Annotated in this window: 21 protein-coding genes; 6 read left to right on the top strand and 15 right to left on the bottom strand. The window is 59.4% G+C overall.

Annotated elements, in window-relative coordinates:
- Positions 1 to 3 precede the first annotated feature (3 nt).
- Positions 4 to 816, top strand: a complete 813-nt coding sequence (gene hpaI, locus JJB09_RS14570; protein ID WP_201659411.1) for a 4-hydroxy-2-oxoheptanedioate aldolase — start codon at positions 4 to 6, stop codon at positions 814 to 816.
- 46 nt (positions 817 to 862) lie between these two features.
- Here hpaI and JJB09_RS14575 read toward each other — a convergent pair whose 3' ends face one another.
- Genes JJB09_RS14575 through capB form a run of 3 tightly spaced genes read right to left on the bottom strand, consistent with a single transcriptional unit; the run spans position 863 to position 5,224 of the window.
- Positions 863 to 1,306: a GNAT family N-acetyltransferase gene (locus JJB09_RS14575; RefSeq protein WP_201659414.1), complete on the bottom strand. Its 444-nt coding sequence runs from the start codon at positions 1,304 to 1,306 to the stop codon at positions 863 to 865.
- 12 nt (positions 1,307 to 1,318) lie between these two features.
- Entirely contained in the window at positions 1,319 to 3,403 is a 2,085-nt protein-coding gene (capA, locus tag JJB09_RS14580) for a caprolactamase subunit alpha (RefSeq protein WP_201659417.1), read from the bottom strand.
- A 21-nt stretch (positions 3,404 to 3,424) separates the two neighbouring features.
- Positions 3,425 to 5,224, bottom strand: coding sequence for a caprolactamase subunit beta (capB, locus tag JJB09_RS14585; RefSeq protein ID WP_201659420.1), 1,800 nt, complete (start codon positions 5,222 to 5,224; stop codon positions 3,425 to 3,427).
- A 193-nt stretch (positions 5,225 to 5,417) separates the two neighbouring features.
- On the opposite strand from capB, the gene JJB09_RS14590 reads away from it, so the two are divergent.
- The 4 genes from JJB09_RS14590 to JJB09_RS14605 all read left to right on the top strand — a co-directional run bounded on the left by JJB09_RS14590 (position 5,418) and on the right by JJB09_RS14605 (position 8,168).
- The gene (locus tag JJB09_RS14590; protein ID WP_201659423.1) at positions 5,418 to 6,377 is read left to right on the top strand and encodes an AraC-like ligand-binding domain-containing protein; all 960 of its coding nucleotides are present in this window, start codon (positions 5,418 to 5,420) and stop codon (positions 6,375 to 6,377) included.
- A gap of 153 nt (positions 6,378 to 6,530) precedes the next feature.
- A complete protein-coding gene (locus JJB09_RS14595; protein ID WP_201659673.1) occupies positions 6,531 to 7,223 on the top strand; it encodes a DUF2161 domain-containing phosphodiesterase in 693 nt (230 codons plus the stop codon).
- 53 nt (positions 7,224 to 7,276) lie between these two features.
- On the top strand, positions 7,277 to 7,483 hold the full coding sequence (locus JJB09_RS14600; protein WP_201659426.1) for a hypothetical protein: 207 nt from the start codon (positions 7,277 to 7,279) through the stop codon (positions 7,481 to 7,483).
- 55 nt (positions 7,484 to 7,538) lie between these two features.
- On the top strand, positions 7,539 to 8,168 hold the full coding sequence (locus JJB09_RS14605; protein WP_201659429.1) for a J domain-containing protein: 630 nt from the start codon (positions 7,539 to 7,541) through the stop codon (positions 8,166 to 8,168).
- Positions 8,169 to 8,180: 12 nt separating this feature from the next.
- Here the strand turns inward: JJB09_RS14605 and JJB09_RS14610 are convergent, their stop codons facing one another.
- The 4 genes from JJB09_RS14610 to JJB09_RS14625 form a co-directional block, all read right to left on the bottom strand.
- Complete coding sequence (locus JJB09_RS14610; protein ID WP_201659431.1) at positions 8,181 to 8,666, bottom strand: DUF2938 domain-containing protein; 486 nt, start codon at positions 8,664 to 8,666, stop codon at positions 8,181 to 8,183.
- A gap of 120 nt (positions 8,667 to 8,786) precedes the next feature.
- On the bottom strand, positions 8,787 to 9,998 hold the full coding sequence (locus JJB09_RS14615) for a calcium-binding protein (protein WP_201659434.1): 1,212 nt from the start codon (positions 9,996 to 9,998) through the stop codon (positions 8,787 to 8,789).
- A 381-nt stretch (positions 9,999 to 10,379) separates the two neighbouring features.
- Entirely contained in the window at positions 10,380 to 11,399 is a 1,020-nt protein-coding gene (locus JJB09_RS14620) for an NAD-dependent epimerase/dehydratase family protein (RefSeq protein WP_201659437.1), read from the bottom strand.
- Between the two features lie 11 nt (positions 11,400 to 11,410).
- Positions 11,411 to 12,712: a UDP-glucose dehydrogenase family protein gene (locus tag JJB09_RS14625; RefSeq protein ID WP_201659439.1), complete on the bottom strand. Its 1,302-nt coding sequence runs from the start codon at positions 12,710 to 12,712 to the stop codon at positions 11,411 to 11,413.
- 409 nt (positions 12,713 to 13,121) lie between these two features.
- Here JJB09_RS14625 and JJB09_RS14630 point away from each other — a divergent pair, with 409 nt between their 5' ends.
- Positions 13,122 to 14,699: a GMC oxidoreductase gene (locus JJB09_RS14630; protein WP_201659442.1), complete on the top strand. Its 1,578-nt coding sequence runs from the start codon at positions 13,122 to 13,124 to the stop codon at positions 14,697 to 14,699.
- Here JJB09_RS14630 and JJB09_RS14635 read toward each other — a convergent pair.
- The 8 genes from JJB09_RS14635 to JJB09_RS14670 form a co-directional block, all read right to left on the bottom strand.
- Entirely contained in the window at positions 14,675 to 15,598 is a 924-nt protein-coding gene (locus JJB09_RS14635; RefSeq protein ID WP_201659444.1) for an NAD-dependent epimerase/dehydratase family protein, read from the bottom strand. The genes JJB09_RS14630 and JJB09_RS14635 overlap by 25 nt on opposite strands.
- 25 nt (positions 15,599 to 15,623) lie before the next feature.
- Positions 15,624 to 16,595, bottom strand: coding sequence for an ATP-grasp domain-containing protein (locus JJB09_RS14640; RefSeq protein ID WP_201659446.1), 972 nt, complete (start codon positions 16,593 to 16,595; stop codon positions 15,624 to 15,626).
- Entirely contained in the window at positions 16,592 to 17,308 is a 717-nt protein-coding gene (locus tag JJB09_RS14645) for a PHP domain-containing protein (protein ID WP_201659448.1), read from the bottom strand. Before JJB09_RS14645 ends, JJB09_RS14640 begins: the two co-directional genes overlap by 4 nt.
- A 2-nt stretch (positions 17,309 to 17,310) precedes the next feature.
- Positions 17,311 to 18,501 carry a DegT/DnrJ/EryC1/StrS family aminotransferase gene (locus tag JJB09_RS14650; protein ID WP_201659450.1) on the bottom strand — a complete coding sequence of 397 codons (1,191 nt, stop codon included), beginning with the start codon at positions 18,499 to 18,501 and terminating at the stop codon, positions 17,311 to 17,313.
- Between the two features lie 66 nt (positions 18,502 to 18,567).
- Positions 18,568 to 19,254, bottom strand: coding sequence for a PIG-L deacetylase family protein (locus tag JJB09_RS14655; RefSeq protein WP_201659452.1), 687 nt, complete (start codon positions 19,252 to 19,254; stop codon positions 18,568 to 18,570).
- On the bottom strand, positions 19,254 to 20,162 hold the full coding sequence (locus JJB09_RS14660; protein WP_201659454.1) for a methionyl-tRNA formyltransferase: 909 nt from the start codon (positions 20,160 to 20,162) through the stop codon (positions 19,254 to 19,256). Before JJB09_RS14660 ends, JJB09_RS14655 begins: the two co-directional genes overlap by 1 nt.
- A 2-nt stretch (positions 20,163 to 20,164) precedes the next feature.
- Positions 20,165 to 20,845 carry a sugar transferase gene (locus JJB09_RS14665; RefSeq protein ID WP_201659676.1) on the bottom strand — a complete coding sequence of 227 codons (681 nt, stop codon included), beginning with the start codon at positions 20,843 to 20,845 and terminating at the stop codon, positions 20,165 to 20,167.
- Positions 20,846 to 20,902: 57 nt separating this feature from the next.
- Positions 20,903 to 22,147: a polysaccharide biosynthesis/export family protein gene (locus JJB09_RS14670; RefSeq protein WP_246748726.1), complete on the bottom strand. Its 1,245-nt coding sequence runs from the start codon at positions 22,145 to 22,147 to the stop codon at positions 20,903 to 20,905.
- Between the last annotated feature and the right edge of the window lie 154 nt (positions 22,148 to 22,301).

Genomic DNA, 22,301 nt, shown 5'->3' on the forward strand with positions numbered 1-22,301 from the left:
TACATGCCTGCACCAAAGAATACATTCAAGGCGGCCCTCAAGGAGGGCCGTACCCAGTTGGGCCTGTGGGTCGCTCTGACCAGCCCCTACACCGCCGAGATCTGCGGCGGCGCGGGTTACGATTGGCTGCTGGTAGATGCCGAACATGCGCCCAATGACATCCAGACGCTGGTCGCCCAGTTGCAGGCACTGGCGAAGCATCCGGTCCATCCGATCGTCCGGCCGCCGATCGGCGAAGCCTGGATTATCAAGCAGATCCTCGACATCGGCGCGCAGACGATATTGGTGCCGATGGTGGAGACGAAGGAACAGGCCGAGGCCCTGGTCCGTGCCGTCCGGTATCCGCCACATGGCATTCGTGGCGTCGGCGCGTCGCTTGCGCGCGCCTCAAGCTTCAACCGCATTCCGGACTATCTTCAGACGGCCAACGACGAGATCTGCCTGCTCCTGCAGATCGAAAGCCGGGCCGGGCTTGCCAATCTCGATGAGATTGCCGCGACCGAAGGCGTCGACGGGGTGTTCATCGGCCCCGCCGATCTCGCCGCCGACATGGGTTTTCTCGGCAAGCCGGGCGCGCCCGAGGTCCAGCAGGCGGTGGAAGCCGCACTTGCCCGCATTCAGTCATTCGGCAAGGCCGCAGGCATCCTGACGGCCGATCAGTCGCTCGCCAAGCGTTACGTCGAGCTCGGCGCGACCTTTGTGGGTATCGGTTCCGATGTCGGCTTGTTCGTCAACGCGACGACAAAACTGCTGGCCGATTTCAAAACGGCAAAGGCAGCGGAAGCCGGAAAAAGCGAAAACGCGAAGGTCTACTGAGCTTCGCGTTTTCGTTGGGGGACCCCTCCCCGTTTCTAGTCACGATTTAGAGAACCAGATCGTAGGTCGTCCAGTTGGTCTTCGTCGCCAGCCGGTCATAGACCGCCCGGGCGCGATAGTTGTCCTCGCGCGTGATCCAGCGGATCAGCGACCAGCCACGCGCGCGCCCCAGGTCCTTTGCCGCAGCGAACAGATCATCGACGACACCGGCCCCGCGGAGGGTCGGATCCACATAGAGATCGTCGAGATAGCCTCCGACCGTTGCCATCAACGGTCGGATGAACTCCCTGACATGGGCGATGCCGACGGGTCTGCCGTCCGCATCGAGTGCCATCAGGCAATTGGTCCTGCCTTCCCGGATCCAGTTCCAGACCTTGTCGCGCATCTCGGCTGACTGCTCGACCTTGTAGTAGGTCGCATAGCCCGCATAGAGCCGCTCCCAGTCTTCGCGGTATTCTGATACATCGGAAATGATCCGGTGGTTTGGCATTCTCAACTCCCCTTATGCTTTCGCCTTGTAGTCGATCACGTAGGAGCCGCTCTCGTCAAGACGCGCCACCCAATGCGGTTCGACCACGATTGTCGTCGTGACTTCCTCGATGATGGCGGGCCCCTGAACGATGTCGCCTGCACCCAGTTTCGCGCCTTCGTAGACCGGTACGCGCTGACGCTTGCCATCGAGCGTGAAGATGGCCTTGCGGGTGCCCTTGAGTGCGGCATCCGAACCCTTGCCTTTGGGAATGGCGGCCGCATCGGGCTTGTCGATCAGGCCATAGAGCGTGCTTTCCAGATTGACGACTTCGATCGCCGATTGGGGTTCGCTATAGGTGTAGAGCTGCTCATGCCGCTCGTTGAACGCCTTTTTCAGCCGGTCGACGGTCTTGGCATTGATCTCGAAATTGTCGATCTCGACGGTGCATTCATGCACCTGGCCGACATAGCGCATTTCAAGGCTGCGGCTGATCTTGGTGTTTGCCTTGCCGAAGCCATCCTTCTTCAGATGCACGAGACCCTGGGCTTCGAGTTCCCTAAACAGGGTGTTGATCCTGGCATAGGCCTCGTCATTGTCCAGACGAACGGGGCATGTGGCCATGTAGTTGTATTTGACGTCCGAGATGATCTGGCCGAAGGCGCAGAGACCGGATGCCAGCTTCGGCACCACGATCTGGGTGATGCCCATGCTGGAGGCAAGCGCCGTGATATGGGCACCCGTGGCACCGCCGGCGCAAACCAGCACGAAGTCGCGCGGATCGTAGCCGCGCTCGACCGAGACGCGGCGGATGCCATTGACCATGCTGGCATTGACGATGGTGAACATGCCGTAGGCGGCCTTTTCAAGCGAGATGCCGAGCGGCTCGGCGATCTTCTCGCGGATAGCGGTCTCGGCCTTCTCCACGTCGAGCGGCAAGCGTCCGCCGACCAACCCGTCCGGGTTGAGATAGCCGAGCACCAGATTGGCGTCGGTCGTCGTCGGAAGCGTGCCACCCTGCCCGTAGCAGGCCGGGCCCGGATCGGAGCCGGCGCTCTGCGGGCCGACCTGTAGAAGACCGGTATCGTCGATCCAGCCAATCGAACCGCCACCCGCGCCCAGCGTCTCGACCTGAATCATCGGCACGCCGATCCGGTAGCGCAGGAAGTCGATGTTTTTGTTGAGGTTAGTGGTGCCATCGCGCGTCAGCGTGATGTCGAAGGACGTGCCGCCCATATCGACGGTAATGACGTTCTTCTTGTCGAACGGCCGGGTGACGTGCAGACCGGCGGTCGGCGCGGACGCCGGTCCGGAGTTGATGGCATAGACCGAGCGGTCGCTCATCATCTGGCCGACGGCAAGGCCTCCGTTGGACTGGAAGTAACGCACCGGCTGGCGCGCGCCGAGCTGCCTGAAGTGTCCATCCACCGCAGTCACGTAGCGCTTGAGGATCGGCGCCAGATAGGCGTTGGTAATCGCCGTCGATGTACGGGTATATTCGCGGATCTGTGGGTAGAGTTCCGAACCCACGGTGATGATCGCATCGGGCATCATTTCGCGGACGATTTTTGCGGCGCGCAATTCGTGATCCATGTTGAGCACCGACCAGACGAACGAGATCGCCACGGATTCGATGCCCTCCTTGAGGAAGAACTCGCAGGCAGCGCGGACATCCTCTTCCGCCATCGGCGTACGGATGGAACCATCCGACAGGACGCGCTCACGCACGCCCTTGCGCAGATAGCGCGGCACAAGCATCACGGCCTTGGGATATTCCGCGTCGTAACGATAGCCGTCTTCCTTGTGGCCGTTGCGGATCTCGATGGAGTCCTCATGGCCGGCGGTGCAGATCAACCCTGTCTTGGCGCCCTTGTGCTGGATCAGAGCATTGAGTCCAACAGTGGTGCCGTTGATGCACAGGTCGCAGTTGGGGATGATCTCGTCCATCGGTACGCCAAGCTCCTCGGAGATCAGCGCAAGCCCATTGCGGATGGCGAGGGTCGGGTCGGAGGGGGTGGACAGCACCTTGAACAGGCGGGTTCCTACGGCCTTCTCTGCCAGGACGAAATCGGTGAAAGTGCCGCCGGCATCGATGCCAAGACGATATTTGGTACGCATGATGGTATCTCTCCTGAACGGTTAGGCGGCAGCGCGGGCTGTCGTGCGAAGCTTGGCGGTTGCAGCAAGGTCGACTTTCAGCGTTTCGCTGCAGGTGACGACCACGCCATAGTCGAGGCGCGCGCCTTCGAGCGACACAAGGCCATTGCGGATATCGTCGACGACCTTTTCTACCGGCCGCATCATCGGGTCGCCGAAGCCGCCGCCGCCGGGATTCATGTTGGTGACGGTTTCGCCCGGCTTGATCACGTCAATGACATTGTCGCGGATGGTGGTAGAAGCGCCGTTCTTCTTGAGCTCCAGCCGGCCGACCTTCGGATCGATCAACTGCGATTCCGCGCCTGCGGCACCCAGCGCCGGAATACGGCGGCCTTCGCCGAACATGATGAAAGTCATGTCGTTGTTGAGCGGCTCGACTTCCCAGGCCGTGCCCGAACCGCCACGGAACATCCCTGCCCCACCGGAATCGGTCATCAGCGAGTAGCGATGGATGATGATCGGATAGGAGTATTCGAGCAGTTCGATATCGCCCGAGGTCAGCGCCCCGAAGCAGCATTCCGGACCGCAGGCATGCCAGCCATCCTGATGCGGCGTCGCACCGGCACCCGAGATGATGGTGGCAAGCACCATCGTGACGTATTCCTCATTGTGGCGGCTGTCCCAGCCGGCGATGTTGAGGCCGTTGGCATGGCCCCACGATGCCGAAACCTTGGAGGGCACCGCCTGCTCGAAGGCGAGCCGGACGGCGTCGGTCAGCGTTTCCATCGGCGTGGTGGTGCAGTTCATGTGCGGCGCCGGTTCCACCGCATTGCAGAGCGTGCCCTTCGGCCCCATGTTGACCGTGACGCAGCGATAAAGCCCTTCATTGTAGGGCGGCGGCAGCTGGGCAAACATCATCAGCCCGAGATAGACGCCCGAATAGGAATTGCCCTCGTAGGAGTTGATGAAATACGGGATCTGCGGCGGGCTGGAGATCTCGATGTGGCAATTGTCGTCCTTGACGGTGACCTTGGCCTTGATCTCGAAATCGCCGAAGCCGTGGCCGGCGTCCTCGAGGATTGCGACGCTGCTGTAGGTGCCATCCGGAACGCTCTTGATCAGGCTGCGCATCTGGCGCTCTGCCATGTCGAGCAGTTCCTCGATGCAGGCATCGACGGTTTCCTTGCCGTATTTGTCGAGCATGGCGATCAGGCTACGCTCGCCCACCTGGCAGGCGCCGATCAGTGCTTTGAAGTCGCCTTCCTGGTCGCGACGGGCACGCATGTTGGTCAGGATCATGTTGAGCACGTCGTGGCGCGGCTTGCCCTTGTCCCAGATCTTGACCGGCGGAATGCGCAGGCACTCGGCGTAGATTTCCTTGGCGGAGGGGTTGTAGCCGGCAGGGACCGGGCCGCCGATATCGGTCAGATGGCCCTTGCAGACAGTCCAATAGACGAGCTCGCCCTTGTAGAACACCGGCTTGTACATGCACATGTCGATCGCATGACTGCCGCCATAGGCGGGGTCATTGTGGAGGATGAGATCGCCCTCGTGGATGTCGTCGCCGAAATAGCCCTGAACGATCTTCATGGCCGGAATGAGCGAGCCCAGATGGATCGGAATGTCCTGTCCCTGCAGGATCATCTCCGGCTTGCCGTTGAACAATGCCGTGGAATAGTCGTGCGCCAGATTGAACACACTCGAGCGTGCCGTCTTTTCAAGCGACAGGGTCATCTCGCGCTGGGTGGTTTCGAGAATGCCGCGAACCACCGATAGAGTGATCGGATCGACGGGTTTTCTGGGCTTCGCCTTGCCCGGAGATTTTGCGGTTTTCTTCGCCATGATTTCGTTCCCTCGTCCTTTTTGATGCGATGGGACAAAGACTAGTCACGTCAAACGGCATCCGTCTTTCATTGCCGTGCAGTAAAATTTGACTTCCAGCGCACTGCGACAGGTTTCCGCTTTGTGATTTCGGCGATCTCGGCATAGAGTTAAAAAAAACGGGAACTACACCACATCTACTGGGACGCATGCCATGGAAACCGTGATCAGCACGGCCGGAATGGATCCGGCAAGCCGTAGCACTTACTGGCATCAGGCCATTGCTGAAGCCTATTTTTCGCTGAACCTGCAGTTCGGCGATTCCGCCCATTTCAATGGCGAACTGCTGAGCTGGAACCTTGGTTCGGTATCGCTTTCGCGGTTGCGCAGCGGCGCGCTGCAATACAAGCGGCTGAAGAAGCATCTGGTTCAGGACTGCGACGAGCAGCTGTTGATCACCATTCCCGCCCGTTCCGAGGTGTTTTTCTCCCAATGTGGCAATGAGGTCCGCTGCAGCCCGGGCAGCTACATTCTCGAACGCAGCCACGAACCCTACGAATTCTCCCATTCCGAAGACGCCGATCTCTGGGTGCTGAAGATCGCCACCAAGGCGCTGGCCGGCAGGATCCGCGCGCCCGACCGCTTCTGCAGCATGCAGTTCAACGCCACTAATGGCGTCGGCGGCCTGTTCACCGACCTTATCCATCATATCCCCGAACGTTTCGCGACCATGCCGGCGGCGGCCCGCGAAGCCATCGGCAACCAGCTGGTCGACCTGCTGGCGCTCTCCATCGAATCCGATGAACGGACGTTGACGTCTGGCGCATCGACGGTTCGCACCGCTCACCTCACCCGCATCGAGAACTATGTCAGGGCAAACCTGCATCGCCTCGAGCTCGACCCGGAACTGATCGCCGGCGAATGCGGCATCTCCATCCGCTATCTGCACGAACTGTTCCGCGACACCAATCAGACGCTCGGCCAATGGATCCGCGACATGCGGCTCGAAGCAGCAAGGGAAGACCTTCTCACCACCAGAAATCCGCTGTCGATTTCCGAGATCTGCTATCGGCGCGGCTTCTCCGACCAGGCCTATTTCTCGCGCGTGTTCAAATCGAAATTCGACCTGAGTCCTCGCGACTATCGTCAGCGCAATCTCGGGCGGCTGAGCTAACCGCCGCATAGGCCGACGTCAGGGCTGATCAGCCCCAGCCGGGATACAAAAGCGCCACGACAACAGATTTCCGCTTCGAATCCCGGTTTGCGTCTGATATCCCCCGACATCGACAATGGGGCGTTAGAGCAAAGGCTGACCAAGGCAATGAGTTTGGAGACCGCGCTCTATCCGCCTGTCAAACTGTTCCTGGAGGCGGCGGGCTATGCCGTGAAGGGCGAAATAGGTGGCTGCGACATCGTTGCGCTATGCGATGGCGAACCGCCCGTGCTCGTGGTTTGCGAACTCAAGCTGACCTTCAATCTCGAACTCATATTGCAGGCCGTCGACCGCGCAAGCAGTGCCGATGAAGTGTGGATCGCCGCGCGGGTTTCCGCCAAGGGCAAGGGCCGCGAATCCGACCGCCGATTCAGGGATCTGTGCCGTCGGCTGGGTGTCGGCATGCTCGCTGTCGCCGAAAATGGGACGGTCGACATCATCGTCAGCCCGGACGCGCCGATGCCGCGAAAGAACCCCAGGCGCAGGTCGCGCCTCGTGGCGGAGCACCGTCGCAGGAAGGGAGATCCGGCACTGGGCGGCGGAACGCGCGCGCCGATCATGACAGCCTATCGCCAACAGGCCTTGGCGTGCGCCGCCGCGCTGCAGAATGGTCATGTGCGTCCCCGCGACATCAAGCCATTTGCCCCTGACGCCGCCAAAATATTGATCCATAATGTCTATGGATGGTTCGACAGGGTCGAGCGCGGCATTTATGCGCTGACGCAATCCGGGGTCGAGGCATTGAGGCGTTGGCCGCCAGCCGACATCGATGGTACCAATCCAGCAAATAGCAACACCGGCGCGTAAGCCTCCTGGCAGAGGCCGCCCACAAACCAATCTCGAAACGGAAGATCGACACCATGGATACAGTAGAGATTTCATCGCGTAGCGACTTTGCGCAATGGGCAATCGAACGTGCGCGGGAAATCGTCATGAACGAAGGGGCCGCGCTCGCCCTTGCGTCACGCGATATGAACGAAGAGGCGCTTGCGACATCAGGAACCGCGCTCGGACAGGCAATCGCCGATGCCATGCTTGAAGTCTTCGACGGACTGATCGAGGATTGAGTGGCTGTTCGCAGCGACAGGCTGAACGGATTGGCAGTTACATCCGCGATACCGGATGAAAGGACGCATCGTGATCGACCCCTATGAAGCTCTCGGCATCCCCCGCGATGCCGACGATGAAAGAATCAGGGCAGCCTTTCGTCGCAAGGCGAAGACCGCCCATCCGGATTCGGGTGGAGCAACCGATGCATTCGTCGAGATCCAGAAGGCCGGAGAACTGCTTCTCGATCCGGCGCGGCGAAAGTTCTTCGATGCCACCGGCTATGACCCTGACAGCACCGATCCCGGCGATCTGCAGGGCCTGCTGCTGATCGAAAGCCTCGTCAATGAAATCGTGCTTGACGAGCGCGAGCCCGGCACATTCGATCCAATCGCCCGCATGCGGGAAAAACTGGCCGATGACATCAGCAAGTCGCGCTTTCACATGAAGGAGATGGAGGGGCATGCCAGCCGCATCCGCAGCCACCTCAAGCGGCTGGAGCGGCGCCCGCAACACGATATGCTCGGACACATGCTACGGGCCCGGATAGAGGCGATCACCGCCTCGATCGAGGAGGCGGCAAAGAAGATTGTGATCACCGAGCGGGCCGTCGCCATGCTGGCGGACTACGACTACGCCGTCGAACCACCGAGGCAGGCAACGGAAGTTTCCCTCACCCGCCACGCACCGCTGCGCCGACAGTAACCACGCACAATTTCAAAGCACGGGCAGAAGTAGCGCGCTTCCGTAAAGGCCGAGGGCAAATACGGTGTGAGAGACCAGGTTCAACGCCCGCACCTTGGTGGGATTGGGCGTTTTCGACGCCGCCCAGCCTATGCCCAGCCCCGGCTGCAACAGGAACCACCCGGCGCCTACTGTCAGAATGCTCCAGATCCAGGCCGGCAGGAACGTCGGTGCCGCAAGCCACCCGCTGCCTACAAACACGACAAGGACAATACCGTAGACGATGCCGACCGCATAATGGCTAATCCAGCCAAGCGCTTGTTCATAACGGTAAGGTTGCGCCTTGGCGATATCCGTGTGGAAGACCACGCCGCGGCGCAAATGCCAGAACCACCGCCCGACTGGCGCCCAGTTCGGCTTACTCTGCCCGAGTGCCTTCCACAATAACACGGCCCATATATCCATGAGCACAGTTGCACCTGCGCCAATCAGGGCGCCGCGCCAGATCAAATCGAACATTCGCATTCCAATGATTTTGAGACCAATGCGTCCTTCAAATCATCTCTCGAGGCGACATGCAACCGTCAGCGGCAAACGATGCCGCTGCATGTTGACAACGTCGCGGCCCGAGGCGCTCGACTAGAACAGGAAATCGGACCCGTTCAGGTCGTTGATGTTCACATCCTCGATCGTGATCTTGTGCTGGTTCGTTACCCTTATGACCACGTCTGCTCCGACCTGCGTCATGTGATGGGTATCCAGATCATTGAAGTTGGTGATCGCGGATACGGCGCGCAGATCGATGCGGTCATGCTGCGCACCGGTCGCCACGAAGTCGGTGATCACATCCTTGCCCATATTGTCGGCGAACACGAACGTATCTGCGGCAGCACCCCCGGTCAAAATATCAGCACCACCGCGACCGGCAAGCCTGTCACGGCCGCCCGACCCGTCGAGGTCATTGCCAGCGTTGTTGCCAGTCAGAAGATTGGCTGTGCCATTGCCAGTACCGTCGATGGCACCATTGCCGGAGAGCGTAAGCCGTTCGATATTTGCGCCGAGCGTATAGGTCACGCTTGAGAGGACCTTATCGACACCTCCACCAATTCCCTCATGCGGTGCAATTCCTGTATTGCCGAGGATATATGTGTCGTTGCCGAAGCCACCGAACACCTCGCCATTCAGCGTGCCACCGGCGGTATCGAACGTATCGTTGCCCCCAGACAGGGCGACATCACCGTTCAATGTGCCTCTGTTGATGACCTTGTCGTTGCCGGCACCGCCGACTACAGAGTTTTCCGTTCCGGTGATCGTGCCTGCACCGCCGTTGACCAGCTCACTCTTGTCTCCCGATCCGGTATCAAGATCGACTCCCACGCTACCGGCAACGTTTGCGTTGATGGTGCCAGTATTCGTGATCTCGCCACCAGTACCCTCAATGCGAATCCCCGTCCCCGCACCGGTAATGTTGATCGTGCCCTGGTTCTCTACCTGGCTTTCATCGTCTGTGATACTGATGCCGAAAGCGGCCGCCTCGATAGTGCCGCCGTTGATATCAACTTGCGAGCTTTTGCCTGTCAGCACTATCGCCGAACCGTCCGAGTCTATGTCACCGGATTGTGTGATCACAACCTTGGTATGGTTACCATTGATAAATACTGCATTGACTTGACCGGTGCTTTCGATGGTGCCGGCGACTCTGATGGTATTGCCGGTGAAAGCCGGCGCTCCAAAGAAAGCCGATTCACCCGAGACGCTGAACGTGTTACCGAGGCTTACAACCCACGTATCATTGTCGGCTTCGAGCAGTTGCTGCGTAGTCTTGCCTGCTGGTATCGTTTTGGTTGCCATGTTCTTGAACTCCCGCTTTACTGTGCCGTGCATTCCACGGCGGACACAATTCGGATTCTCAATGAAACAGTCGGCTGTGAGACTACATGAACGACCAGTATATTCAAAAGTGTTATTTGAGCTAATTGCTAATATTTAGACCAGAAATGATCCTTTGCTCGCAGGCCATACCCAACACTTGTATGACCCGAAGATGTCTCGACTTTTGCGTTCATGAAAAAACCGGATGATGTAGGTTGCCGCAATTTGCAGCGCGCCATAACTGCCGGCGCGCCAGTAAAATCGCGAAATATTACAAATCGTGGAATTTGTGCTTTGCGGCACAATCACGGAATGCACCTCTCGGCAGCATCTCGCCCTGCGTTCAAGCCGCTTTTACCCTTACCGCACCAGTTCCGCCTGCACCTGCCGATACCATTCGACAAATGCGGCAATTCCGGTTTTCAGGTCCGTATCCGGCTGATAACCGGTCAGCGCGTAAAGCAAATCAGGTGCAGCGAAGGTGCGCGGGACGTCGCCCTTTTGCATCGGCAGCATCTTGTGGCTGGTTTTCTTGCCGAGCACCTCTTCGAGCACGGTGACGAAATCCATCAGCCCCTGCGGCTGGCCGCCGCCGATATTGACAACCCGATAGGGGGCGACTTTCGACAGCGTATCGATGCCGGCAGGATCGTGCACCCTGTTGGCTTCGGCGGGAACGATCGCGCTCAGTCGTACGATGCCTTCGACCAGATCGTCGATGAAGGTGAAATCGCGGCTCATCTGGCCTTCACCGTAGATCTCGATCTCATGGTTCTCCAGGATTGCCTTGGTGAATTTGAACAGGGCCATGTCGGGCCTACCCCAGGGACCATAGACCGTGAAGAACCGGAATACCGTCGTGGGGATCTTGTGCAGGTGCGACTGGCAATGCGCCATTGCCTCCATGCTCTTCTTCGTTGCGGCGTAGATCGTCAGAGGCTCGTCGGCCCGGTCAGTCTCGCGGAAGGGGATGGAATCGTTCGCGCCATACACTGACGAGGTGGACGCCAGCAGCAGATGTTTGCACTCAGCCTTTCGGGCCGACTCCAGCAGGTTCCATGAACCGATGAGATTGGACTGGATGTAGGCGTCCGGGTTCTCCAGGCTATAGCGGACACCGGCCTGGGCCGCCAGATGGACGATGACATCCGGCCTGGACGTACCGATCGCATCCTCCAAATGCTGGCGATCCTCGAGCATGGCGATATGCGGCTCGAATGTCTCGAACTGCTTGAGCGCCGCATGCCGCGCTTCCTTTAGCCGAACATCATAATAGGGTGTCATCCCGTCGTAACCGGAAACCTGATGTCCCGCTTCGAGCAGCCGTCGCGCGAGGTGAAAGCCGATAAAGCCGGCCGTGCCGGTTATGAAATATTTCATCTATAATTGCCTCAACGTCCGACGCCGACATAACTGAAACCATGTGGGGTAACTTCGCTGTCTCGATAGACATTCCTGAGATCGACGAGCACAGGGCTCTTCATCAGTTCCTTGAGGCGTGGGAAATCCAGGGCGCGGAAAACATCCCATTCCGTGACGATCACCAGCGCATCGGCTCCCTCCGCGATGTCATAGGCGCTGGCGCCGTAGGTGACATTGCCGAGAAAGCTTCTGGCAGCCTCCATGCCCTCGGGATCGTGGGCATGCACGATTGCGCCGGCATCCTGCAGGGCCTGAATGATCGACAGCGATGGTGCCTCGCGCATGTCGTCGGTATTGGGTTTGAATGTCAGGCCCAGCACGGCAATTTTTTTGTCGCGAACGCTGCCATTGCAGGCGGCCACCACCTTGCGGGCCATCGCCCTTTTGCGCTTGTCGTTGAAGTTGACCGTCGCCTCTATCAACCCGAGGGAAATATCGTTGTCCTGTGCGGTCTTTACGAGCGCCAGCGTATCCTTCGGAAAGCAGGATCCACCATATCCAGGGCCGGCATGCAGGAACTTGTCGCCGATCCGTTTGTCGAGACCGATACCCTTCGCTACCTTCTGTACGTCTGCGCCCACTTTCTCGCAGAGATCGGCAATCTCGTTGATGAAGGTGATCTTCATGGCAAGGAAAGCGTTGCCGGCGTACTTGATGAGTTCCGACGTCCGCCGCTCGCAAACCAGGATCGGCGCTTCATTGAGATAGAGCGGCCGATAGACCGCCCGCATCACATCTGCGGCGCGCTCGCTGTCAGTGCCGATAACGATGCGGTCCGGACGTTTGAAATCCGAAATCGCCGCACCTTCCCGAAGAAATTCGGGATTGGAGACCACCTCGATATCGGCATCCGGATTGACGCGCTTGACGATCCGCTCGACTTCATCGCCGGTACCGACAGGAACCGTCGACTTCGTCACCACGACGGTATAGCCGGTCGCGGCACGGGCCACCTCTTCGGCAGCCGCATAGACATAGGCAAGGTCGGCATGGCCGTCACCGCGCCGCGACGGCGTGCCGACCGCGATGAACACCACATCGGCATCCTGGACCGCATCGGCAAGATCGAGCGAGAACTTCAACCGCCCGGAACTGACATTGTTCTGGACGATTTCGGCGAGCCCAGGCTCATAGATCGGCATGACGCCATTGCGCAAAGCATCGATCTTTGCCTCAACCTTGTCGACGCAGACCACATCATGTCCGAAATCCGCAAAACACGCTCCGGATACGAGACCCACGTATCCTGAACCAATCATGACAAGACGCATATTCGACCATCCGTTCTTTGATACATTTCCTTGCATATTTCGGTGACGAATTTGTCACAAGCCGAAACGCACAATAGAAATATAATAAATCCCTGATATAACAAAACAACAGTCCACAGTTTGCATTTATTAGGTTAACGTGCACATTATGAACGCGACTTCGGGTCAAATTTGATTTGCTCTTGTCCCGATTAGTCAACTAACGTGTAGGCATGGCAGCAGTAAACCGTGTATTTTGGCAATGGGCCTTCTCTGTCAAGGATGCAGCGGTTGGGGAATGAAATCTGCATAAGCCTGTCGCTCGGCATAGCGAAACGGTCAGCCACTCCTCACGCTGACCGCCGTGGCCTGCCCGACAGAGAATTTTACAGCATACATTTCTGCCTCGGACGTCATCGGGAACGCGTACATGAGCATAGTTGTCGGCAGGGATCTTCCGTCGGAAATCCAGTTGGATATCTGCATAATTGGTGCGGGCGCCGGGGGCCTGAGCCTCGCATCAAACTTTCTTAACAGCAAGCTTAAGGTAGGCATCCTTGAAAGCGGCGGAAACGGTGGCCGACCGCTTTCATACGAACCGGACCCGGAGCCGCCTTCGGGGCTGACCTATGCGCCTCTGTCCACGTGCCGTCTGCGAGGTTTCGGCGGAAGCACGCAGACACTCGGCTGGGGCGGCTTTTGCAAGCCACTCGACCCACAGGATTTCGTCAGTCGTCCCTGGGTCGCCGATAGCGGCTGGCCCTTCGGGGTCGAGCATCTGCGGCCCTTCTACGACCGGGCACGCGTGACGCTCGGACTGGATGACATTGACGTATTTGCCGGGCGCAACCATCTCTTTCCAGACCGTTCGGCGCTTGTTTCAGCGGACAAGGTCGAGCTTTGCCCGAACTATCGCCTTGGGAGACACATGCATGATCCGGTCGAGCGGTCCACCGCAGTCAATGTCCTTACGCATGTACGAGTGCTGATGCTGGAATATGCCGACGACGGCAACACCATCCGCGCCGCCATATGCGCCGATGCGGAAGACCGTCGTTTCCGCGTTGTCGCAAAGGCGTTTGTGGTCGCGGCCGGCGGCATCGAGAACGCCCGCCTGCTGCTGGTGAGCAACCAGGCGGCCGGGCGGCCGCAAGGTCTTGTGGGTGCCTACTTCATGGACCATCCACGCTTTACCATCGGCACGTTGACGCCCGCCAACGGCAAAGTTCGTGGTGTTCTTGCCCATCTCGATCGCATTCGCGTGGCCAGACGACAACGCATCGCCCGCAAACTGAAGATCTGGCGAAATCATCATTACCTCGTCAACGGGCTCACCCTGCCCTTCGAGGTGCAGGAACGCGAGAAGCTGCTCAATTACCGTGCCTGGGTCGAGCCATCCTATGTGGGGCAGAACCCGGAGACTCTCGACATGCTCCGGTCGTTCTTCCTCGAGCATCGCGACCAGTCGATATTGAACGGCAAGCTGGCCGGGCCGGGCCTGCTGCTAAGACACCTCAGTTGGACGAAGGGTATGCATTTCATTCGGCCTCTGGCATTGGTCAGCAACTTTCGCTTGCACCATTTCATGGAGCCCGAGCCGCTCGCCGCCAGCGCGGTCAGCCTGTCATCGGCCAAAGATCGCCACGGCATGCCTCTTGCGTCGTTGTCATGGCAACTTTCCGCGTCCACATTTACCAGTCTCCGCAAGACAATCCATATGCTTCAGCAGGAGTTGCAACACTCGGGGCTCGGCCGGCTGGATGTGGCACCCGAGGAATGGGAACAGCTCAAGCGGCCGATGTGGACCTGGCACCATATGGGCACGACACGCATGCACACTGACCCTGCCAAGGGCGTGGTCGATGCAGACTGCCGGGTTCATGGCGTCGGCAATCTTTTCATCGCCGGCAGTTCCGTGTTCCCCACGGTTGGCAACGACACGCCGACTCTGACGATCGTTGCCCTGGCGCACCGGCTGGCCGATCATGTGCTGAAATTCGTAAGCTGACCGGTTCGCTCCCAGGCGGCCAATCCGTCCTCAAGCCGCGCCGGCCTGTACCCGAGCATATCGGACGCCTTGGCAATGTCCAGGGCAGCAAAGCCATGCGGTTCCGCCGTGCCCTCCACCACGATGAGGCTGCGGTCTGCGCCGACAATGCGGGCAATGGCATGCGCGACATCGAGCGAGGATCGTGCCTCGCCGGTTCCTACATTGAATATCCCCGCTGCCTTCATATCGACCGCACGCAAAGCCAAGTCTGCGACATCGTCGGCGTAAACCAGATCGACGCAGTAGGCGCCGCCGTTCTGGACCGTCACGGTTTCTCCGCTCGCCAGACGCCGAATGAAGTTTGGCAGCATCCCCCTGCCGTGCATTCCCGGTCCATAAACCGATGCGAGCCGTAAAACGGTGACGTCCAGACCTCGACTCTTGCCCAGCGCCTGCACGCAGAGCTCACCTGCAAGCTTGCTCGCGAGATAATAGGTTGCCCTCCCCATCGGATAGGTCGAGGCATCCTCCGACGCCAGAGTTGCTTTGGTGGAATAGATCTGCCCGGAACTGAAATAGACGAACTGTCCGATCCCCTGGTCAGCGGCCTGTGACGCCAACGACAGGGAGCTTAATGCATTGGCCTCGAAACAGCGCGCCGCCTCGCCCGGATCTTCGAAGTTGCGGGGTATCGTCGCCGCAAGGTGACATATTGCATCCGCATCCCCGACGGCGGGAAGACTGTCGCCGAATTCCCAGGTTCGGATGGACAAACCCGGTCTGTCGCGGCGCTGGATCTTGCCGGGATCTCGCGCCAGCGCCACCACTTCCATGCCCCGATCGAGGGCGGCATCCAGCAGCCGACCGCCGATGAAGCCTGTGGCGCCGGTGATCACCAGTCGCTTTGCCTGCCGCATCGCTTTGCCTCCCTCCAATTCCGCGTCACGACGCCTGAATGACATCGTCGTTGCGCAGCACCGTCTCCGACCAGTGCCGCAGGATCGTCACGTCAAGCAGATCGGGCTGGGTGACCGGCTCTCCGGTGAGGATGTACCGTATGCACATCTCGACTTCGTTGAACCCGGCATGATAACGCACGCCGGTGGTGCCGGAAAACCGTCCGTTGATCTCGAATATGCGAGGCACGCCTTCGTCCAGCCGGAATTGGAAATTTGCCGGGCCATAGGCTCCGAGCGCATTGGCGGCTTCCTCGACAGCCCTGTTGAGATCCGAGTAGGGCTGCGTGAAGGCACGATAGGTGTTTCCATCGCGCAGGTCGCGCCGCATGACGATGGAAGCGCGGCAAACCCCGTCGAATGTTATTGTTCCCGCCGTGTACTCTGTCTGGTCCGTACCCACATGTTTCTGGATGACAACATCCGGCTGCTCGTGGATCGCCCGCTGCAAGCGATCCATATCCCTGATGACGCTGAAACCGATCGAACGCGCGCCGACGCGCGGCTTGACGATCAACGGAAATCCGACCTCGGCAATCAAGGCTTCCTCATCTCCTGGCAGGCATGAGGGAACATAACCGAGCCCCTTGTTTCGCAGGAACTCGGCTGTCAGCCACTTGTCGTCGGCAATGGAGACCACTTCGGGCGAACTGATGATGACATGGGTATCGAAATCCCTCTCGATGGCCAGACGGTTGGCGGCCATGGTGTGCAGTTCGACGTCGGTGCCGGGAATGACGATATCAGGCCGCTCGCGTTCGATGACGGTCCGAAGTTGCTCCAGGTAATCAGGCGCGCTCGCCATCGGCAGAAGATGCGCCTTTTCCCCCCAGTAAAGCCCCGCCGACAACGGATTTGGATCGGCCGTGACGATCGTCGCGCCCAGCGTCGAATGCTTGAGCGCCCGGATAACGCCCTGGCCAAGAAGCGCACCAGCGCCGGTGACGAAAACTTTCACGATTGTCCAATCCCCATCTGTTTCAGTCTGTCGCGGCAGCGGGCCAGTTCATCCAGCTTGTGCGCATCCGACCCGATCGACACGATCGGGTCGATTTCCCGGCAGAGTTCGATAAATCGTTCCATATTGACGAGGTAGGACGAGTTGATCTCGATGGCGATGCCGCGCTCGAGCGTGGCTAGCATCATCTGCCGGAAATAGTTTTCCGGAAACTCGCCATGCCTGCGCTGGTACATCCCTCCGGGATGACCAAGAACATCGATCGGTGCATTGCGGATCATGCCCATCGATAGCCGGAATTCGATATCGGCCGTTTGCTCGGGCGAAAGCGTCTTGAAGTCGAGGTATCCACCAGCTCCATCGGGAAACCGATGCACCACACCAAGCACGATGTCGGACGCGGCAAGCACATCGGCAGAAATATCGAGCGTCCCCTCCTCGTCCATCGCCTTGGTTTCGGCGCCGACGAACACCGTCATCTCCGGATGGAGCGTGGAGACCGCCCGAATTTCCCGGACGAACTCAGCAAACCAGTCGGTATCCTTGCGGACATGTTCCGTAAAAGCCAGGGCCGCGAGCCCGCGTTTCGAGGCCACATCAAGCACATCGCTGGAAGTCGCCTGCCCGTCCGTCCAGCTCGTATGCACCTGATACTCGACATTGACACTGGCGGCATCGAGTTGGCTAAAGCGGCAGAAGACGGGCTTGGCCATGGTCAAGCCTCCGCCCGGGCGGTCGCATCCATGCCAAGCGTGGCGCTTTCCACGACATCACACAGGACCTCGGCGTTGCGTCTCGCTTGCGCCTCGTCGATCGTCGGATCGACGAGTAGCGCAACACTGGTCTCTCCCAACCGACGGGCAACACGGAGACGCTCTGCGGGTGCAAGCCCAAGATCGGTGAAGCATTTCTCGAGATACATTTCCGAGCAACTGCCGGAAAAGCAGGGCACGCCAGCTGCGTTGATTTCCGCAACGATCCGGTCGCGATCATAACCCGGCTTCAGTCGCTCCGGCCGCACGAAAGTGTAAAAACGGTAATAGGCATGGCGAAACCGGGTCTCCGGCTTCGGCGTACGAAGGGCTCCGAGGCTTTCGGCGGCGGCCTGGAGTATGGCGGCGTTGCGACCGCGTATTTGCCGCCACTCATCGAGCATACCCAGTTGCCGTAAACCGAGTACGGCCTGGATGGATGTCATGCGCCAATTGGTGCCGATGGATTCGTGGAGCCATCGAAATCCCTGAGGATGAGCCGTGTTGAATACCGTATCGTAGGACTTTCCGTGGTCCTTGCGGCTCCAGGCTTTTGACCAGAGCTCGTCGTCGTTCATCGAAATCAGGCCGCCCTCGCCGCCCGTGGTGATGATCTTGTCCTGGCAGAACGAAAAGGCGGCGATATCGCCGAAGCTGCCCACGGGCTGGCCGTCGATTTCCGCCCCATGCGCCTGTGCGCAATCCTCGATTACCCACAAACCCCTTTGCCGCGCCAGCGCCATGATGGCGGGCATATCGCAGGGCCAGCCAGCCAGATGCACGACGATGATGCCCCGTGTTTTCGCCGTTATCTTTGCCGCGATTGTGTCTGCCGTGATATTCTGACTGTCGGCATCGACTTCCGCAAACACCGGCACGCCACCGCTGAACGGCACGCAGGCACCGGATGCGACGAAGCTTCGCGGCGTGACGATGACCTCATCGCCCTGCCTCAGACCCAGCGCATAAAGCGCGAGATCGAGCGCCACGGTGCCATTTGCCAGCGCGATGGCATGCTTGTTTCCGAGATATGTCGCATAGGCTTCCTCGAACGCCCGGACATGCGGTCCTGTCCAGGAGTTCACCTCACCCGAGCGCAGCACCGCAACCACGTCCTGGATCTGCTGCTCATCATAGTCAGGCCATCTTGCCACGATCGGACTCCTTGATTGGCGTGGGCGCTATCCGCGTCCCGCTTCCGGATTTATTCTTTCCTTCCCTCAACAGACATGCCGCACGAGAACAAACGCCTCGGCTGCCTGCTTGAGAACCGTTGCTCCCCGCAATGTCGCGAGAGCCCGCAATGTCGCGACCGACCGCTCGTGCGGAGGCTCGCGGAGTTGAGAGGCAAAGCACTGCATGGCCTTCATCTTCAGTTCCAGCTGCGCCGAAATGTCGATGAAGACGTTTGGCGTGAATGCCGGCGTCAGGTAAGGCGCGTTCCAGTTCGTTTCCGACAACGTCTCATAGGCGAGTATCAGCTCGGGATAACGGTGGTGATGGGGTCGCGCCGCCACCAGCGTTGAGGTGAAAATCAGTTGATGGTCGATATGCATGTCGCCGACAAAGGGAACCAGAATGGTTTTTGGCTTCAGGCGGAAGACTATTTCCTGCAGGGCAGCGTTGAGGGCAGAATGCGCCGTTTCGGCAAGCGCTGCAGCCGGCAGGCCCAGCCAGAACGTATCCTTGACCCCAAGCAGCCCATGCGCCTCACGTGCTTCTGCCTGGACGCGCGCGACCATCTCGGCCGGGAATGCCGGCGGCTTTCCCTCTGTCACCACGGCCACATAGACCTCATTGCCGGAGGCAGCCAACCGCGCGATCGTCCCGCCGGCGCCCAGCACTTCGTCATCGGGATGCGGTGCAATCACCAGCGTTCGGCCGAACATCTCAGGCACCAAGCTCATCAATCTCTCCCCAATACGACATGTCGACCGGGCTTGCCGCCGCCCTGCGATCTCCAGCCGGTGACTTCTATGCAGGCGCTGTCGCCGCAGCGAACGACGAACCCGCTCGCCGTGCTGGTTTGCACCTGCCCGGTCAGCCCGATATACCGATCACTCATCGCAAACAGCCGTGCTTCGCAGACCACGATGCGTTCTCCCTTGAGCGTCGTGAAGGCGCCGGGGTAAGGATCTCCGGCGGCGCGGATCAGCGTCAGCACATCGGCCGCCGGCGCGTGCCAATCGATGAGACCGTCCTCGGGACCCCGGCGCGCGCAATAGCTGATGCCATCCTCGCCCTGCGCATGCCGCTGGGGCGAACCGTTGGCGAACTGCTCCACCACCTCGGGAAGCATCCGCTTGATCGCCTCCAGCTGCTTGTCATAGAGACTACGCGCAGTTTCCTCCCTGCCCAGCCGGAAGCGCGACTGCAGGAGGATATCGCCTGTATCGATGCCGTCATCGAGCCAGAAAAATGTGGATCCCGTGATCTCCTGCCGTGTCAGAATGGTCCAGGGTATCACGGCACGCCCGCGAAGAGAGGGTAAGGCGGACGGGTGAAAACCGATGCAGCCTAGCCGGGCACTCGCGCGAAATTCCGCCTTGCAGAGCTGCGACCAGCCGATGACCAGGATCAGGTCCGGCGCGTGCGCCTTCAGTGTCTCCACGGTCTCCCGCGCATTAACATCATGGCAATGGTGCAGAGCGATACCAGCGTTTGTCGTTATCGGAGCCAGGTCCATCGCATCCGAATGGCGGGCAAACGCATCCTCGGGCAATGTCAGCACGAGGCTCGGCGGAGTGCCCGATGCGATCAATGTCTGCAATGCCACTTGTGTCGATTCAACAGCGCCAACGAGAACAATGCGCATTGTCAGCCTTCCGCGCCTGAGGGCTGACGTAGGCCGCTACGCTGTCGTAGATGCAGCAAAGCATTTTCGATATTGGCCGTATTGAGCCGTTCCCCCAAAATGATCGTCCGGATGGTCAGCAATACGATCCACATGTCCATCGCCAGGCTGTGGTTATCGACATACCAGATATCGAGGGCCATCTTCTGCTCGTCCGTCAGCCTGGTATTGCCGTTCACCTGCGCCCAGCCGGTCATTCCAGGCGGAACCGAGCAGCGGATGCGCCCACTCTCGCCAAACGCCCTGAGAGTTGCGAGTGGCAGCGGGCGCGGGCCGACGAAGGACATCTCGCCGCGCAGGATGGCAAAAAGCTGCGGTAACTCATCGACGCGAATGCGCCTGAGGAATTTCGTCAGCCGGGTCTGCCTGAGATCGTCGGGCAACAATTGCCCTGCGGCATCCCGGGCATCCGTCATCGTGCGGAATTTACCGATATGGAAGGTCCGCATGAATTGCCCTGCCCGCTCCTGCCGGAATATCAGCGGCCGTCCAACAGCGACATGAACGGCTGTAGCGGTAGCGGCAATCAACGGTAGGGTGACGATGGACAGGCTGCCGGCAACCAGAAGATCGAAGAGTCTCTTGACACGCATCGATCCGGCTCGATGCGTCGCGAACGTGGCAAGCTGGGATTCCATGCGCATCGTACTCAACCCGACCTCCATATGACAGTCGCGCTATCGACGTTTGACGGCGGTGTCTTACATACCATTTATAGCGACGATGACGACATCGCCGGGCAGAACCTCGCTTACCGCCTGGGCAGTGATCCCTTGCCGCTTGCCGTCGACCTCTCTTCGGATCTGATAGGAGAAGGAGATCTTGTTCTTTTGGGTTTGCTCGACCACCGCCGACGCCATCAGGAAAAATTGTTCCTCAGAGGAATGCCTGATCGCGATCAGCTTCTTGATGGCGACGTCGCGCTCCTGAATCTTCAGCAGGATATCCTTCTCGCGATCGGCCTGAAGCTTGGCGAGCTCGAGCCGCAAGCCGCCGAGTTCCCGCTTGGAACGCGACATTTCGGCATAGATCTGCAGCAATTGGCCTTTCTCGTTCGATGCCGAGGTCTTGGCGCGCAGCCATTCGGCGATGGTGTTCAGCTCGCGTTTACGCATCTGATCCACCCGTTGGAAATCACGCACGTTGCTGTCCACGACTTCTTTCTGCTCGACCTCGAGTTCCGCGAGAATTTTCAGCCCATTCTCAGCCTCGGCGATGCCCTGCGACAAGATCTCGACCTGCGTCCGGCTGGTCGAAAGGTCAGTATCGAGAATTCGCTGTTCAATCTCGAGCACGGACTTGACTGACGTGTTCTGCACGAACGGCTTGGCGATCTCGGGCACATCCTTGAGGTCGACTTTTGTTCGGCCCTCGAGTTGGGCGATCAGTCGCGCCGCATAGATCGCCTCATGCACGATATCCGCATCCGCCCCGTCGATATCGCCACGCAGGCGGGCGCGTGCAACGATCCTGTCGGACGGATTGGTCTGGTCAGTCTGGGTGCCACCGGCCAGCCCGATCGCTTGCTCGACGGTCAATCCCGGATAGTAGGGAAACGAGCCGGGGGTTTTCACTTCGCCAAGCACGAAGATCGGCCGGAACGTCGTGATGTTCAACGCGATTTTCGGATCGTTGAGGATTTGCCGGCTTTTGTATTGTTCCCGCAGCGCCGCAAGCGCCTGGGTCACGGTAAGCCCGGCAATCCGCACATCGCCGACAAGCGGAAACTGCACGTCACCATCCGAGGTGACGGTCAGCGTCACCGGCAGTTCTGCGTCGTCGAGAAAATCGAACGTGACGATATCGCCCGGCGAAAGCCGGTAGTCGTCTGCGCCCGCACGCGCAAGCTGTGCGCTGGACATAACACCAAAGAAGATCGCGAAGAAAAAAAGCCCGACCATGATGGCTGGAGCGAGCCTGCTACCGGTGAATTCTGGATACGTCATACCCATTCCCGTCACTGAATAGTTCAGTTTGCTCAACATTCGCAGTGCTAGCGAATTTCATTATTGTTCGCGCGGGACTAATTTGACAATAGCAAGTCTCCAAATTTTTATATGCAATATTTACACTGGTTTACTGAACTCCTCGATTGCCAAG

The organism is Phytoamicus setariae (assembly GCF_016722925.1).
In the GTDB taxonomy this organism is placed as follows: Bacteria; Pseudomonadota; Alphaproteobacteria; order Rhizobiales; family Rhizobiaceae; genus Rhizobium_E; species Rhizobium_E setariae.

Bases quoted from the DNA above. Each gene is read 5' to 3' on its own strand.
- hpaI (WP_201659411.1), top strand. From the start codon at position 4: ATGCCTGCACCAAAGAATACATTCAAGGCGGCCCTCAAGGAGGGCCGT.
- JJB09_RS14575 (WP_201659414.1), bottom strand. From the start codon at position 1,306: ATGCCAAACCACCGGATCATTTCCGATGTATCAGAATACCGCGAAGAC.
- capA (WP_201659417.1), bottom strand. From the start codon at position 3,403: ATGCGTACCAAATATCGTCTTGGCATCGATGCCGGCGGCACTTTCACC.
- capB (WP_201659420.1), bottom strand. From the start codon at position 5,224: ATGGCGAAGAAAACCGCAAAATCTCCGGGCAAGGCGAAGCCCAGAAAA.
- JJB09_RS14590 (WP_201659423.1), top strand. From the start codon at position 5,418: ATGGAAACCGTGATCAGCACGGCCGGAATGGATCCGGCAAGCCGTAGC.
- JJB09_RS14600 (WP_201659426.1), top strand. From the start codon at position 7,277: ATGGATACAGTAGAGATTTCATCGCGTAGCGACTTTGCGCAATGGGCA.
- JJB09_RS14605 (WP_201659429.1), top strand. From the start codon at position 7,539: ATGAAAGGACGCATCGTGATCGACCCCTATGAAGCTCTCGGCATCCCC.
- JJB09_RS14610 (WP_201659431.1), bottom strand. From the start codon at position 8,666: ATGTTCGATTTGATCTGGCGCGGCGCCCTGATTGGCGCAGGTGCAACT.
- JJB09_RS14615 (WP_201659434.1), bottom strand. From the start codon at position 9,998: ATGGCAACCAAAACGATACCAGCAGGCAAGACTACGCAGCAACTGCTC.
- JJB09_RS14620 (WP_201659437.1), bottom strand. From the start codon at position 11,399: ATGAAATATTTCATAACCGGCACGGCCGGCTTTATCGGCTTTCACCTC.
- JJB09_RS14625 (WP_201659439.1), bottom strand. From the start codon at position 12,712: ATGCGTCTTGTCATGATTGGTTCAGGATACGTGGGTCTCGTATCCGGA.
- JJB09_RS14630 (WP_201659442.1), top strand. From the start codon at position 13,122: ATGAGCATAGTTGTCGGCAGGGATCTTCCGTCGGAAATCCAGTTGGAT.
- JJB09_RS14635 (WP_201659444.1), bottom strand. From the start codon at position 15,598: ATGCGGCAGGCAAAGCGACTGGTGATCACCGGCGCCACAGGCTTCATC.
- JJB09_RS14645 (WP_201659448.1), bottom strand. From the start codon at position 17,308: ATGGCCAAGCCCGTCTTCTGCCGCTTTAGCCAACTCGATGCCGCCAGT.
- JJB09_RS14655 (WP_201659452.1), bottom strand. From the start codon at position 19,254: ATGAGCTTGGTGCCTGAGATGTTCGGCCGAACGCTGGTGATTGCACCG.
- JJB09_RS14660 (WP_201659454.1), bottom strand. From the start codon at position 20,162: ATGCGCATTGTTCTCGTTGGCGCTGTTGAATCGACACAAGTGGCATTG.
- JJB09_RS14665 (WP_201659676.1), bottom strand. From the start codon at position 20,845: ATGCGCATGGAATCCCAGCTTGCCACGTTCGCGACGCATCGAGCCGGA.
- JJB09_RS14670 (WP_246748726.1), bottom strand. From the start codon at position 22,147: ATGACGTATCCAGAATTCACCGGTAGCAGGCTCGCTCCAGCCATCATG.